6 protein-coding genes, 1 tRNA gene and 1 rRNA gene are annotated in these 14,867 nt (G+C 70.1%); 1 reads left to right on the plus strand and 7 read right to left on the minus strand.

Annotated elements, in window-relative coordinates; all coding sequences use genetic code 11:
• Positions 1-153: 153 nt before the first annotated feature.
• The 4 genes from ACIA6T_RS35385 to ACIA6T_RS35400 form a co-directional block, all read right to left on the minus strand.
• Positions 154-993: a helix-turn-helix domain-containing protein gene (locus ACIA6T_RS35385; protein ID WP_399450605.1), complete on the minus strand. Its 840-nt coding sequence runs from the start codon at positions 991-993 to the stop codon at positions 154-156.
• Positions 994-1,245: 252 nt separating this feature from the next.
• Positions 1,246-4,008 (minus strand): DNA translocase FtsK, encoded by a 2,763-nt coding sequence (locus ACIA6T_RS35390; protein ID WP_399450607.1) that lies wholly within the window; start codon positions 4,006-4,008, stop codon positions 1,246-1,248.
• Between the two features lie 156 nt (positions 4,009-4,164).
• The gene (locus ACIA6T_RS35395; protein WP_399450608.1) at positions 4,165-4,842 is read right to left on the minus strand and encodes a two-component system response regulator; all 678 of its coding nucleotides are present in this window, start codon (positions 4,840-4,842) and stop codon (positions 4,165-4,167) included.
• A 306-nt stretch (positions 4,843-5,148) separates the two neighbouring features.
• Entirely contained in the window at positions 5,149-10,620 is a 5,472-nt protein-coding gene (locus ACIA6T_RS35400; RefSeq protein WP_399450609.1) for a HAMP domain-containing protein, read from the minus strand.
• A gap of 498 nt (positions 10,621-11,118) precedes the next feature.
• Here ACIA6T_RS35400 and ACIA6T_RS35405 point away from each other — a divergent pair, with 498 nt between their 5' ends.
• A complete protein-coding gene (locus ACIA6T_RS35405; RefSeq protein WP_399450610.1) occupies positions 11,119-13,758 on the plus strand; it encodes a SpoIIE family protein phosphatase in 2,640 nt (879 codons plus the stop codon).
• An 89-nt stretch (positions 13,759-13,847) separates the two neighbouring features.
• Here the strand turns inward: ACIA6T_RS35405 and ACIA6T_RS35410 are convergent.
• The 3 genes from ACIA6T_RS35410 to rrf all read right to left on the minus strand — a co-directional run.
• Positions 13,848-13,920: transfer RNA gene (locus tag ACIA6T_RS35410), tRNA-Thr, on the minus strand.
• A gap of 78 nt (positions 13,921-13,998) precedes the next feature.
• Positions 13,999-14,661, minus strand: a complete 663-nt coding sequence (locus tag ACIA6T_RS35415; RefSeq protein WP_399450611.1) for a DegT/DnrJ/EryC1/StrS family aminotransferase — start codon at positions 14,659-14,661, stop codon at positions 13,999-14,001.
• 115 nt (positions 14,662-14,776) lie between these two features.
• A 5S ribosomal RNA gene (gene rrf / locus ACIA6T_RS35420) occupies positions 14,777-14,867 on the minus strand; the annotation flags it as partial.

Raw genomic sequence — 14,867 nt, forward strand, 5'->3', positions numbered from 1 at the left:
GGCGGCCCCCCCCCCCCCCCCCCCCCCCCCCCGGGGCGGCCCCCCCCGCGCCCCCCCGCCCGGCGGGGGCCCCCCCCCCCCCCCCCCGGGGGGGGCGCGCGCCCCCCCCCCCCCCCCCCCCCCCCCCCCCCACGAAGCACCCTTCGCACCGGGTCATCCGGCCTGCGGGTCGCCCTTGGTGTAGGTGAGGCGCTCGACGGCGCCCGGCTGCCAGTCGTCCTCGATCTTCTTGCCGTTCACGAACAGGTCGATCGCGCCGGCGTCACCGAGGACCAGGTTGATCTTGGCACTGTCCTGGAAGGTCTTGGAATCGCCCTGTTTGAGCAGCCCGTCGAACAGCAGTCGGCCGTTGTGGTCCTTGGCGGAGATCCAGCTGCGTCCGTCGGGGGCGCTGACCTGGACCGTCACCTTGTCCTGCGGCGCGGCGGCGATGGCGCTGTCCGACGGTTCCGGCTCGGGCGCGACGGTCTTCTCGGACTTCGGGGTGGGCGAGGCGGCCGACTCGCTGGGGGTGGCGCCGTCGGCGACGTTCGTCTTGCCGCCGTCGTCGCCCTTGACCATCGTGAAACCGACGAAGCCGATCACGACGACGATCGCGGCGACCATGGCCGCGGTCCAGTTGGGTCCGCGCCGCTCCGGACGGATGCGTTCCGCCTCGAACAGCGGGGCGGCCGGGGTCGGGGCCGGACGGCCGCCGCCGTGCTCGGCCTCGTACTGGGCGATCAGCGGGGCAGGGTCGAGGTCCACGGCCCTGGCCAGGGTCCGGATGTGCCCGCGCGCGTAGACGTCGCCGCCGCAGGGAGCGAAGTCGTCCGCCTCGATGGCGTGCACGATGGCGATACGGACCCGGGTGGCGGTACTGACGTCGTCGACGGTGAGCCCGGCGGCGATGCGCGCCTGCCGCAGCGCTCGGCCGACGGAGACGGAAGGGCGGGCTTCCTCGGAAACGTCTTCGAACGGACGCTCGTCTTCAGGGGAGTTGCCGATGGACACGGGGGCGCCTTTCGAGCGTGTAGCCGCCTGTGCTGGAGGTTCAGTCTAGGAGGGGTACGAGAGGATGGGGCAACCGGGCGGTAGGACTTTGTACGCCATCGGAATGGCCCGACATTCCGATGGTGGGACTGCGGTTTGTCGCTTCGCTCAACTTGACGTGCACCGACGGGAAACAGTTGCTCGATGATCCCTAACGGGTGGGTCACGATCGACCGCCCGGGTGCCCGGAGGCGACGACCGCCTCCCGTTCGCCTACCCTTCAGACTCCCCCCGGATCAGCGCGAGCACGCCATCCAGTTCATCAGGCTTCACAAGAACGTCACGAGCCTTCGAACCCTCGCTCGGTCCGACGATGTTCCGCGACTCCATGAGGTCCATCAGCCGGCCCGCCTTGGCGAAGCCGACGCGCAGCTTGCGCTGGAGCATGGACGTCGACCCGAACTGGGTGGAGACGACCAGCTCGGCCGCCTGGCACAGCAGGTCCAGGTCGTCGCCGATGTCCTCGTCGATCTCCTTCTTCTGCTTGCTCCCGACGGTGACGTCGTCCCGGAAGACGGGCGCCATCTGCTCCTTGCAGTGGCGGACGACGGCCGCGACCTCCTCCTCGGTCACGAACGCGCCCTGCAGACGCGTCGGTTTGTTCGCGCCCATCGGCAGGAACAGCCCGTCACCCTTTCCGATCAGCTTCTCGGCGCCGGGCTGGTCGAGGATGACCCGCGAGTCCGCGAGCGAGGACGTGGCGAACGCCAGCCGGGACGGCACGTTCGCCTTGATCAGACCGGTGACCACGTCGACGGACGGCCGCTGCGTGGCGAGCACCAGGTGGATACCGGCCGCCCGCGCGAGCTGCGTGATGCGCACGATGGCGTCCTCGACGTCGCGCGGGGCGACCATCATCAGGTCGGCCAGCTCGTCGACGATCACCAGCAGGTACGGGTACGGCTGCAGCTCCCGCTCACTGCCCTCGGGCGGCTTGGCCTTCCCCTCGCGCACCGCGCGGTTGAAGTCGTCGATGTGCCGGTAGCCGTAGGCGGCGAGGTCGTCGTAGCGCAGGTCCATCTCGCGCACGACCCACTGGAGCGCCTCGGCGGCCCGCTTGGGATTGGTGATGATCGGCGTGATCAGGTGCGGGATGCCCTCGTACGCCGTCAGCTCCACGCGCTTGGGGTCGACCAGGATCATCCGGACGTCCTCCGGGGTCGCCCGCATCATGATCGAGGTGATCAGGCAGTTGATGCAGGACGACTTTCCTGAGCCGGTGGCGCCGGCGACCAGCATGTGCGGCATCTTGGCCAGCGAGTCCATGACGTAGCCGCCCTCGACGTCCTTGCCGAAGGCGACCAGCATCGGGTCGTCGTCCTCGGCGGACTCCGCGAGCCGCAGCACGTCACCGAGGTTGACCATCTCCCGGTCGGTGTTGGGGATCTCGATGCCCACCGCGGACTTGCCGGGGATCGGGCTGATGATCCGCACGTCCGGGCTGGCGACGGCGTACGCGATGTTCTTGGTCAGCGCGGTCACCCGCTCGACCTTCACGGCCGGGCCGAGTTCCACCACGTAGCGGGTGACCGTCGGACCGCGGGTGAAGCCGGTGACGGCGGCGTCCACCTTGAACTCCGTGAAGACCTTCCGCAGCGCGTCGACGATGGCGTCGTTGGCGGCGCTGCGCACCTTGCCGGGGCCGCCGCGCTCGAGCAGGTCGAGGGCGGGCAGTGAGTAGGTGATGTCGCCGGAGAGCTGGAGCTGCTCCGCGCGGGCGGGCAGGTCACGGGGTTCGCGCGGCGGCTCCTTGGTCATGTCCAGGACGCCGGCCGGCGGCTTGTCCCGCTGCGGCCTGTCCTGGGACCTGTCCCCCTTCGGCTTCTCCTGCTGCGGGCGGGCGGCCGGGACGGGTGTCGGTGTGGTCGGTTCGCGGTCGCCGGTGCTCACACCCTGGGTCAGGTCGGCGACGATCGGCGAGGGCGGCATCCCGTGCAGCACGGCGCCGTCCAGCGCGGCGGCAGCGGCGGCGGCCACGTCCACGGCGTCCATGGTCCGGTCCACGGCGGGCCTCGGCACCGCGGGCCTGCGGGACCGGCCCCGGCGCTGGGACAGCACCTCCTGCTCCGCGCCGTCCGGGTCGTACTCCTCGGGCGCCGGCCGCCGCCCGCGGCGGCTCGCGGGCAGCGACTCGCGCCACTGCTGCTCGTAGCGCTCGTCGTCCTCGCCGAACTCCTCCGGCTCGGGTTCGCGGACGAGTCCGAGCCGCACACCGAGCTGCCGCAGGCGCTGCGGGATGGCGTTGACCGGGGTGGCGGTGACGACCAGCAGACCGAAGACGGTGAGCAGCACCAGCAGCGGCACGGCGAGGACGTCGGTCATGGTCGCCGACAGCGGTGTGGCCGCGCCCCAGCCGATGAGCCCGCCCGCGTCCCTTATGGCCTGCATGCCGTCACCGCGCGCGGGCGAGCCGCAGCCGATGTGGATCTGCCCGAGCACGCCGATGACGAGCGCGGACAGACCGATCACGATCCGTCCGTTGGCCTCCGGCTTCTCCGGGTGCCGGATGAGCCGTACGGCGATGACGGCGACCAGGATCGGCACCAGCAGGTCGAGCCGGCCGAAGGCCCCGGCGACCAGGATCTCCACGAGGTCGCCGACGGGACCCTTCAGGTCGGCCCAGGTGCCGGCGGCGACGATCAGGGCGACGGCGAGCAGCAGCAGCGCCAGGCCGTCCTTGCGGTGCGCGGGGTCGAGGTTCTTGGCGCCCTGCCCTATGCCGCGGAAGACGGCGCCCACCGCGTGCGCGAGGCCCAGCCACAGGGCGCGTACGAGCCGGTAGACGCCGCTGGTCGGATTCGGGGCGGCCGGTGCGGGCGCGGGCTTCTTCGCCGCGGCCTTCCTGGCGGGAGCCTTCTTCGCCGGCATCTTCTTCGCCGGGACCTTCTTGGCAACGGCCTTCTTCGCCGGAGCCTTCGCGGAAGCGGGCGCCTTCTTCGCGGGCGGCTTCTTGGCTGCGGAGGGACGTGGGGCCATGGGTGTGAGGTTACCGGTGGAGACGGCTGGGGACACGCGTGGCGGATGCTTCACCCGTTCGTGTCGCCCTTGTCGAGGCGTGACATTGACGCGCAGTTGACGCGGCCTCACGCCCGCGGAGCGTCGGGTGCCCGGCCAACGCCCTTGTCCTCGGTGTCAGTTCTGCGACGGCACCGACGACGCGCTGCCGGTTCCGGGCTCCAGGGCGTCCAGCGCCCGCCGCAACCCCGTGAGCTTGCGCTCCAGATGGGCGGCCGTGGCCACCGCGGCAGCGTCGGTCGACTCGTCGTTGAGCTGCTTGGTGAGCGCCTCGGCCTGCTCCTCGACGGCCGCGAGCCGCGCCGAGAGCTCCGCGAGCAGCCCCGCCGGCTCCTTGGACTCGGCCGCGTCCTTCTCGCCGCCCTCCAGCTGGAGCCGCAGCAGAGCCGCCTGTTCCCGCAGCTGGCAGTTCTTCATGTACAGCTCGACGAAGACCGAGACCTTCGCGCGCAGCACCCACGGGTCGAACGGCTTGGAGATGTAGTCGACCGCACCCGCCGCGTACCCGCGGAAGGTGTGGTGCGGTCCGTGGTTGATCGCGGTGAGGAAGATGATCGGGATGTCCCGGGTCCGCTCCCGCCGCTTGATGTGCGCGGCGGTCTCGAAACCGTCCATGCCCGGCATCTGGACGTCCAGCAGAATGACCGCGAAATCGTCCGTGAGCAGTGCCTTGAGCGCTTCTTCCCCGGACGATGCCCGCACCAGCGTCTGATCGAGCGCCGAGAGGATCGCCTCCAGCGCGAGCAGATTCTCCGGCCGGTCATCGACCAGGAGGATCTTGGCCTTCTGCACCATGGCCCGCCCTCCTCGCCCCGGCTTGGGGCCTCCCCTGTCCGCAGGACCTGGGGACGTACCCGCGGGTACCGCCCCAGGGGACGACTCCCTTGCGCCGCCCGTCCTTGTGCCGGTCATCGTAGCCGCACCCCGCCCGTCGCCACACCCTGTCACCGCGATGTCACTGTGCACGTAGCAGAAACGCAGCGGGAGACCAGAAGGTTCCCCGATTCCCGTACTTCTACACGACTTCGCGCACACCGCGTCAGCAACGTCATGTGAACACCGGAGCTTCCCGTCACCTTCGCGCCCCCTCCGGACGCCCTCTCACTCCCCCCGCATCCACTGCTCCATCACCGACAGCAGGTGATCGGGGTCGACCGGCTTGGTCACGTAGTCGGAGGCGCCCGACTCGATCGCCTTCTCGCGGTCACCCTTCATCGCCTTCGCGGTGAGCGCGATGATCGGAAGCCCGGCGAACTGCGGCATCCGGCGGATCGCCGTGGTCGTGGCGTATCCGTCCATCTCGGGCATCATGATGTCCATCAGGACGACCGCCACGTCGTCGTGCTGCTCCAGCACCTCGATGCCCTCGCGGCCGTTCTCCGCGTACAGCACGGACAGGCCGTGCTGCTCCAGGACGCTGGTGAGCGCGAAGACGTTGCGGATGTCGTCGTCGACGATCAGCACCTTCTGCCCGCCGAAACGGATGCCGCGGCTCGACGGCCGGGGCGCCGGCTCCTGCCGCTCCGCGTCCGACCACTGCTCGACCTCCGGAGCGGGCCGCTGCTCGAGCGTGATCCTGCGGCGGCGCCGGAACAGCGCGGCCGGACCGTTCTGGGTGTCCCGGTACGACTTCACCTCGGCCGGCGTCTCGACCTGCGGCCCGGTCAGCTCGGCCGAGGCCACCAGGTCACCGGCCTCCAGCGCGGGCATGGGCTGCTGGTAACCGTTCGGGGGCAGCTCGCTCGGGTGCAGCGGCAGGTACAGCGTGAACGTCGAGCCGCGGCCCGGCTCGCTCTGCGCGTGGATCTCGCCGCCGAGCAGCTGCGCGATCTCCCGCGAGATGGACAGCCCCAACCCCGTACCGCCGTACTTGCGGCTGGTGGTGCCGTCGGCCTGCTTGAACGCCTCGAAGATCACCCGCATCTTGCCGGCCGCGATGCCGATGCCCGTGTCGCTCACCGAGAACGCGATCAGGTCCGCGTCCGGGTCGGTCAGCGAACCGGCCTCCAGCAACTGCTCCCGGATGGCCTGCGGAACCTCGTCCCGGGCGGGCCGGATGACCAGCTCGACCGATCCGGAGTCGGTGAACTTCACCGCGTTGGACAGCAGGTTGCGCAGCACCTGGAGCAGCCGCTGCTCGTCGGTGTGCAGCGTGGCCGGCAGCTCCGGCGACACCCGCACCGACAGGTCCAGGCCCTTCTCCGCGGTCAGCGGCCGGAAGGTGGCCTCCACGTAGTCCACGAGCTGGACCAGCGCGATGCGCGTCGGGGAGACGTCCATCTTGCCCGCCTCGACCTTCGACAGGTCGAGGATGTCGTTGATGAGCTGCAGCAGGTCGGACCCGGCACCGTGGATGGTCTCGGCGAACTCGACCTGCTTCGGGGAGAGGTTCCCCTCCGCGTTGTCGGCGAGCAACTTCGCCAGGATCAGCAGCGAGTTGAGCGGCGTACGCAGCTCGTGCGACATGTTGGCGAGGAACTCGCTCTTGTAACGCATGGAGACCGCGAGCTGCTCGGCGCGCTCCTCCAGGACCTGCCGCGCCTCCTCGATCTCGGTGTTCTTCACCTCGATGTCGCGGTTCTGCCGGGCCAGCAGCTCGGCCTTCTCCTCCAGTTCGGCGTTGGACGCCTGGAGCGCCTTCTGCCGCTGCTCCAACTCCGCCGACCGCTCTCGCAGTTGCTCGGTCAGCTCCTGGGACTGCGAGAGCAGCCGCTCGGTCTTGGTGTTGACCGAGATGGTGTTGACGCTCGTCGCGATCATCTCGGCGATCTGGTTGAGGAAGTCCTTCTGGATGTGCGTGAACGGCGTGAACGAGGCCAGCTCGATGACGCCGAGCACCTTCCCCTCGAACAGCACCGGCAGCACGATCACCTGCGCCGGCGGTGCCTCCCCGAGCCCCGAGGAGATCTTCAGGTAGCCGCTGGGCGCGTCCTGCACGAGGATCGTGCGCTTCTCCACGGCGGCCGCCCCGATGAGCCCCTCACCGGGCCCGAACGACGTCGGCATGGACCCCATGGAGTAGCCGTACGAGCCGAGCATGCGCAGCTCGAACTGGTCGTCGTCCGCGGCGTTCAGGTCCTCGCCGTCGACCAGCGGCATCGCGAGGAAGAACGCGCCGTGCTGCGCGGACACCACGGGCGTCAGCTCGCTCATGATCAGCGAGGCCACGTCCTCCAGGTCACGGCGGCCCTGCATCAGCGCGGAGATGCGGGCGAGATTGCCCTTGAGCCAGTCCTGCTCCTTGTTGGCGATCGTGGTGTCGCGCAGGTTGGCGATCATCTTGTTGATGTAGTCCTGGAGTTCCTGGATTTCCCCGGACGCGTCCACGTCGATCTTCAGGTTCAGGTCGCCGCGGGTCACCGCGGTCGCCACCCGCGCGATGGCACGCACCTGCCGGGTCAGGTTCCCGGCCATCTCGTTCACGGACTCGGTCAGGTCCCGCCAGGTGCCGTCCACGTCACGCACGCGTGCCTGGCCGCCCAGCTGGCCCTCGGTGCCCACCTCGCGGGCCACGCGGGTGACCTCCTCGGCGAACGACGACAGCTGGTCCACCATCGTGTTGATGGTGGTCTTCAGCTCGAGGATCTCCCCGCGCGCGTCGATGTCGATCTTCTTCGTCAGGTCACCCTTGGCGATGGCCGTCGTCACCATGGCGATGTTGCGCACCTGACCGGTCAGGTTGGACGCCATCTGGTTCACCGACTCGGTGAGGTCCTTCCACGTCCCCGCCACACCCGGCACGTGCGCCTGACCGCCCAGGATGCCGTCCGTGCCCACCTCGCGGGCCACCTTGGTGACCTGCTCGGCGAACGCGCTCAGCGTCTTCACCATGATGTTGATGGTGTCGGCGAGCTGCGCCACCTCACCGCGCGCCTCGATGCTGACCTGCCGCGACAGGTCGCCGTTGGCGACGGCCGCGGACACCTGGGAGATGTTCCGCACCTGAGTGGTCAGGTTCTTCGCCATCAGGTTGACGTTGTCGCTCAGGTCCTTCCAGATGCCCGTGACACCCGGCACGTGCGCCTGGCCGCCCAGGATGCCCTCGGTGCCCACCTCACGGGCCACCCGCGTCACCTGCTCGGCGAACGACGACAGCTGGTCCACCATCGTGTTGACGGTGGTCACCAGCTCCAGGATCTCGCCCTTGGCATCGACGGTGATCTTCTTCGACAGGTCGCCCTTGGCGACCGCCGTGGTGACCTCGGCGATGTTGCGCACCTGGAGGGTCAGGTTGTTCGCCATGCCGTTCACCGACTGCGTGAGGTCCTTCCAGGTGCCGGAGACCCCCTGCACCTCGGCCTGACCGCCGAGGATGCCCTCCGTACCCACCTCACGGGCGACCCGCGTGACCTCCTCGGCGAACGACGACAGCTGGTCCACCATCGTGTTCAGCGTGTTCTTGAGCTCCAGGATCTCCCCGCGCGCGTCCACGGTGATCTTCTGCGACAGGTCGCCGCGCGCCACCGCCGTCGCCACCTGGGCGATGTTGCGTACCTGACCGGTCAGATTCGACGCCATGCCGTTCACGGAGTCCGTCAGGTCCCGCCACACACCGGCGACCCCGGGCACCTGCGCCTGACCGCCCAGCCGGCCCTCCGTACCCACCTCGCGGGCCACCCGCGTCACCTGGTCGGCGAACGACGACAGCTGGTCCACCATCGTGTTGATGGTGTTCTTGAGCTCCAGGATCTCCCCGCGCGCGTCGACGTCGATCTTCTGCGACAGGTCACCCCGCGCGACGGCCGTCGTCACCTGCGCGATGTTGCGCACCTGACCGGTCAGATTCGACGCCATCGAGTTGACGGAGTCGGTGAGTTCCTTCCAGGTGCCCGACACGCCGTCCACGCGCGCCTGACCGCCCAGCCGGCCCTCCGTACCCACGTCCCGGGCCATCCGCGTGACCTGGTCGGCGAAGCTCGACAGCTGGTCCACCATCGTGTTCACGGTGTTCTTCAGCTGGAGCATCTCGCCGGAGACGTCCACGGTGACCTTCTGCGACAGGTCACCGTTGGCGACCGCCGTCGTCACCTGGGCGATGTTCCTCACCTGTCCGGTGAGGTTGCGGAACGCCGTGTTGACGGAGTCCGTCAGGTCCTTCCACGTCCCCGCCGCCCCCGGCACCTGCGCCTGACCGCCCAGCTCACCCTCGACACCGATCTCGCGCGCCACGCGCGTGACCTCCGCACCGAAGGAGGACAGCTGGTCCACCATCGTGTTGACGGTGTTCTTCAGCTCCAGCATCTCGCCGGCCACGTCCACGGTGACCTTCTGCGACAGGTCACCGTTGGCGACCGCCGTCGTCACCGCGGCGATGTCACGCACCTGAGTGGTGAGGTTCCGGAACACCGTGTTGACGGAGTCCGTCAGGTCCTTCCACGTCCCCGCCGCCCCCGGGACGTTCGCCTGACCGCCCAGCCGTCCCTCGGCCCCGACCTCGTTGGCGACCCGCGTGACCTCGTCCGCGAAGATCCGCAGCGTCTCGGTCATCTGATTGATCGTCTCGGCGAGCTGCGCGACCTCGCCGCGCGCCGGCACCGTCACCTTCCGCGACAGGTCACCGTTGGCGACCGCCGTCGTCACCTCGGCGATCCCGCGCACCTGAGCGGTGAGGTTCCCGGCCATGGTGTTGACGGAATCGGTGAGCTCCTTCCACACTCCGTCCACTCCGGGCACCTGCGCCTGGCCGCCCAGGGCGCCCTCCGTGCCCACCTCACGCGCGACGCGTGTCACCTCCGAGGAGAACGCGGAGAGCTGGTCCACCATCGTGTTGACGGTGTTCTTCAGCTCGAGCATCTCGCCCTCGACGTGCACGGTGACCTTGCGGGACAGATCACCGCGCGCGACGGCCGTCGTCACCAGCGCGATGTCGCGCACCTGTGCCGTCAGCCGCTCCGCCATCGTGTTGACGGAGTCCGTCAGGTCCTTCCAGGAGCCGGACATGCCGCGCACCTGGGCCTGACCGCCCAGCTTGCCCTCGGTGCCCACCTCGCTGGCCACGCGCGTGACCTCGTCGGTGAACGTCGACAACTGGTCGACCAGGTTGTTCACCGTCCGCGCGACCTTCAGGAACTCGCCCCGCAGCGGATGCCCGGCCCCTTCCGGCGCCGCCTGCGTCCGCAGCTCCATGCGGGGCGACAGATCACCCTCGGCCACCGCCGACAGCACCCGGCTCACCTCGGACACGGGCCGCACCAGGTCGTCCACCAGCGCGTTCGAGTTGTCGATCGCGGTCGCCCAGGACCCCTCGGAGGCCCCCGTCTCCAGCCGCTCCGTGAGCTTCCCCTCACGCCCGACCATGCGGCGCACCCGCGCCAGCTCACCCGTCAGATGCAGATTGCGGTCGGCCACCTCGTTGAAGACCGCCGCGATCTCCGCCATCACGCCGTCGCCGGACACCGTGAGCCGCTTGCGGAAGTTCCCGTCCCGCATCGCCACCAGCGCCGTCATCAGCCGGTTCAGGGCCGCCGTGTCCACGGTCGTGGTCCCGCCCCGCGTCCTTCCCGGCTTGCTCAGGGACTGTCCGCCTTTCGCGCGCGTCGTCTTCGTGCCCCGCGTCGCTGCGCCAGACTCCACTGTGTCCCTCCCGCAGGGGTCGACCGTTACCGCTGTTCTTGGGTGCCACCACGCTCGGCGGACCGATTGCTGCTGCTTTCCCGCACTGCCGCCCGGCGCGATCCGCGTGCCGGACCGCTTTCCGGGCTGCTGCCCACTGTGGGCGGCGGGCACTCGCCCCGCCCGGACGTTTGCGAGAAGCCTGCCCAGTGTTCCACCGTGCCGACCTATGACCGTAACTCACAACGTCGCGCCTCGTTGAGCAGCCGGGCAGGGCTTGTCCTTCGTCGGATGCGGCTCCAGCGAGAAGCGGGCCTCCGGGTCAAGCGGAGTCACAACGGTTCGGCAACTTCTCGAGGCTCATCAGCCGACCTGTGACGCGAGACGCGTCGCGTCGGTGTTCAGGGGGTATCCCCCGGAGGACGCAGGGGATACCCCCTGAACACCGATCCACTGGCCGACTACCCTGTACCGAGCGAGCCGGGGAATCGGGCATGGAGGGGCAGGGGCCGCCGACATATGGGGAGTTCTGTGATCACCGCGCGCGCGGCCGCCAGCTTCGAGCCCGTGGGGCGATCGGTCGCGAGCGCCCGCTCCTTCGTCCGCGACACCCTGCAGGGCTGGGGCTTCGCCGACATCGTCGACGACGCCGTGGTCCTCACCAGCGAACTGGTGACCAACGCCGTGGTCCACGCCGGCACCTCCGCCGACCTGCTCTGTCTGCGCAGCGACGAAGGCGTACGGATCGAGGTGGCCGACCGGTATCCGGAGCGGGAGATCCCCCTCCAGGGCTCGCCCGTCAACATGGGCAGCCCCGACCGCGAGGGCGGCCGCGGGCTCCAGCTGTGCGCGGCCCTGGCCGGCCACTGGGGCGTGGACTACACCCCCACCCACAAGACCGTCTGGTTCCGGCTCGACCTTCCCGAGCGCCCGGTCGGCACCCGCACCGCCGGCCCCTCCCTGCCGGCCCACCTCCTCCCGCTCGCCGACACCCGGGTCCGCGTCGCCGTCGTCCAGATCGACCGGACCGGCTCCGTCACCGCCTGGAACGAGGACGCCGAGGAACTCTTCGGCTACTCCGCCGAGCAGGTCACCGGCAAGCCGCTGACCGACTTCGCGGCCTGGCCGCACACCCCGGGCACCGGCACCGGCATCGCCGACGCGCTCCAGCTCTCCCGCTGGGAGGGCAGCTACGGCATCAGGGGCGCCCACGGCCGAGTGATCCCCGTGTACGCCTCCCACCTGCGGGTCCGGGACACCGACGGCGAACCGTCAACGGTCTGCCTCCTCGTCCGCGACCACGAACGGGCGGTTCTGCAGACCCCACTGCGCGGCCCCGCGTCCGACAAGTCCGGGACCTCCGAGGGACAGAGCACCGACCCCTTCGAGGTCTTCATCGGCTCCCCGGCCCCTGACGACCTCGACGGGCTGCTCCAGCGCACGGTGGAACGCGCCCGCGACATGCTCGACGGCGACTCCGCCTTCCTGCTCCTCGCCACCGACGACGAGACGGAACTGGAGGTCCGCGCCTCCACCGGCCTGCCCTCGGCCCGCCAGCGCTTCGCCCGCGTCCCCGTCGAGGCCGGCCCCGGCCGCTACGGCTCCGCCCGCATGCCGGCAGTCCACGAGGACCTGACCGCCGTCCCCGGCGCGGTGCCTCTCCTCAACAGCACCGGCATGCGCTCGGTCGTCACCGTCCCGCTGAAGGTGGAGGGCCGCCTCACCGGCTCCCTCGGTGTCGCCGCCGAGGCACCCGGCAGATACTCCAACGAGGAGGCGCTGCGCCTGCAGTTCGCGGCGGACCGCATCGCGCTCGCCGTCGAGTCGGCCCGCCTGGGCGAACTGGAGCGCCTGCGCCGCGGCTCGCTCAGCTTCCTCGTCGAGGCCTCCGACCTGCTGGCCGGCACCCTGGACCGGGACCAGACGCTGGCCCTGATGGCCCAGATGACGGTGCCGACCCTCGCCACCTGGTGCGCCGTCTACACGATCGCCGACCAGGCCTCCGAGCCGTACCTCTCCTACGTGCTGCACGAGGACGAGGAGCTGATCGACGGCATCAAGTCCCTGTTGTCGAAGATCGCCCCGCCCGATCCGGTCCCCACGCCCGGCGCCCGCGTCTGGTCCGCGCCCGCGGAGGTCGCCCACCGGGCGGCCCTGCGTACCTCCATGCGCAGCCTCGGCCTCAGCGGCGGCCCGACCCGCCAGGTCACCACGGGCATCGGTCCGACCCTCGCGACGGCCTCCGCGGTCGGCGGCGAGACGGTGGTCCTGCCCCTGGTCGCCCGCAACCGGGTCATCGGCATGCTGACGCTCGGCAAGCCGACCGACGAACACTTCCGCCAGGAGATCCTGGAGCTCGCCGAGGACCTCTCCCGGCGGGCCGCCCTGGCCCTGGACAACGCCCGCCTCTACTCGGAGCGCACGGCCATCAGCCAGTCCCTCCAGCGCAGCCTCCTGCCGCCGGAGCTGCCGACGATCGACGGCGTCGAGGTCGAGGTCATCTACCGCGCGGCCGGCGAGGGCAACGAGGTCGGCGGCGACTTCTACGACCTCTTCCCGATCAGCGACGGCGCGTACGGTTTCGCCATCGGCGACGTCTGCGGCACCGGCCCCAACGCGGCGGCCGTGACCGGTCTCGCCCGGCACGCGCTCCGGCTGCTGGCCCGTGAGGGCCTCAGCGGCCCGGCGGTCCTGGAGCGCCTCAACTCCGCGATCCTCGACGAGGGCGCCCGCAGCCGCTTCCTCACCCTCCTCTACGGCGAGATGCGCCCGCAGGGCGACGGCAGCGCGGAACTGAAGGTGGTCTGCGCCGGCCATCCCCTCCCGCTCCGCCTGCGCCAGGACGGCACGGTCGAACCGGCGGCGGAGCCGCAACCCCTCCTCGGCGTCATCGAGGACCTGGAGCTGTACGAGCAGACGGTCACCCTCGATCCCGGCGACGTGCTTCTCTGCGTCACCGACGGTGTCACCGAACGCCGTGAGGGTCCCCGCATGCTGGGTGACGACGGCCTCGCCGACGTCCTGACCACCTGCACCGGTCTGACGGCCGGCGCGGTCGCGGCCCGCATCATGCGCGCCGTGGAACGCTTCGCCTCCGAGCCCCCGTCCGACGACATGGCGATCCTCGCCATGCGCGTACCGGGCCTGCACACGGATTAGCGGGTGCCCTCCCCGCAGGACGCCCCTGCAAGACACTCCCGCAAGGCATGAGAAAGGCCCCGCCCGAATGGGCGGGGCCTTTCTGTCCGAGCCCCCAAACGGAATCGAACCGTTGACCTTCTCCTTACCATGGAGACGCTCTACCGACTGAGCTATAGGGGCCTGTTGCCGTGTGCGGGGTTTCCCGCTCGCCAACGGAATAGATCATACCCCGAACGGACCCGTGTTCCCAACCTCCGCTCAGCCGGTCGGCTGGAGCAGCCCGCCCAGCGCATTGCACGCCGCCGCGATCCGCTGCATGTCCCGCTTGGTCAGCGACGCGTCCACGGGGAGCGCGAGCGTCTCGTCGGCGGCCCGCTCGGTCTCGGGCAGGGACACGCACCGCCGGAACTCGGGCATCCGGTGCACGGGGGTCTTCACCGGTACGCGGCACTCAACGCCCTTGCCTCGTATGGCACGTGCGAAGGCGTCCCGGTCGGGCCGGCCGTTCCCCGGCACCCGCACGACGTACTGCTGATAGGTGTGCCCGACTCCGCTTTCGGGCGTCCGCACGCCCCTCAACCTGGCGTCGAGGAACGCCGCCCGCTCCCGTCGCCGAGCCATCTCGTCGTACGGCGCCTCGGATTCCCCGTGCTCCAGCACCAGCAGCCCGTGCCGGCGGCCGAGCGCGTGCAACCGCCCGACGTCGGCGGGCCTTCCGAAGCGGTGTACGACAACGACGGCTGCCGTCCGCGGAGTTACGGCCGCCTCCACCGCGGCCGGCTCCAGACAGTACGTGGCCGGATCTATGTCGGCGAACACCGGCAGCGCCCCTGCCATCGCCACAGCTTCGGCGACTTCCACGTTCCCGAAGGCCGGTACGACGACCTCGTCACCCACTCCGACACCGGCGGCCCTGAGCAGTGCAGCAGTACTCATGGAGTGGATGCTCGTCGCGCAACGTGAACGTCAAGTGACGCAGAACAAAAAAGGGTTGGACCCGGAACCGAAGTTCGGGGTCCAACCCTTTTGAATGATTGTTCGGCGGCGTCCTACTCTCCCACAGGGTCCCCCCTGCAGTACCATCGGCGCTGTAAGGCTTAGCTTCCGGGTTCGGAATGTAACCGGGC

It is taken from the genome of Streptomyces sp. NPDC051740, from assembly GCF_044453165.1.
GTDB classification, from domain to species: Bacteria; Actinomycetota; Actinomycetes; order Streptomycetales; family Streptomycetaceae; genus Streptomyces; species Streptomyces atrovirens.

Bases quoted from the DNA above. Each gene is read 5' to 3' on its own strand.
- ACIA6T_RS35390 (WP_399450607.1), bottom strand. From the start codon at position 4,008: ATGGCCCCACGTCCCTCCGCAGCCAAGAAGCCGCCCGCGAAGAAGGCG.
- ACIA6T_RS35395 (WP_399450608.1), bottom strand. From the start codon at position 4,842: ATGGTGCAGAAGGCCAAGATCCTCCTGGTCGATGACCGGCCGGAGAAT.
- ACIA6T_RS35405 (WP_399450610.1), top strand. From the start codon at position 11,119: ATGGGGAGTTCTGTGATCACCGCGCGCGCGGCCGCCAGCTTCGAGCCC.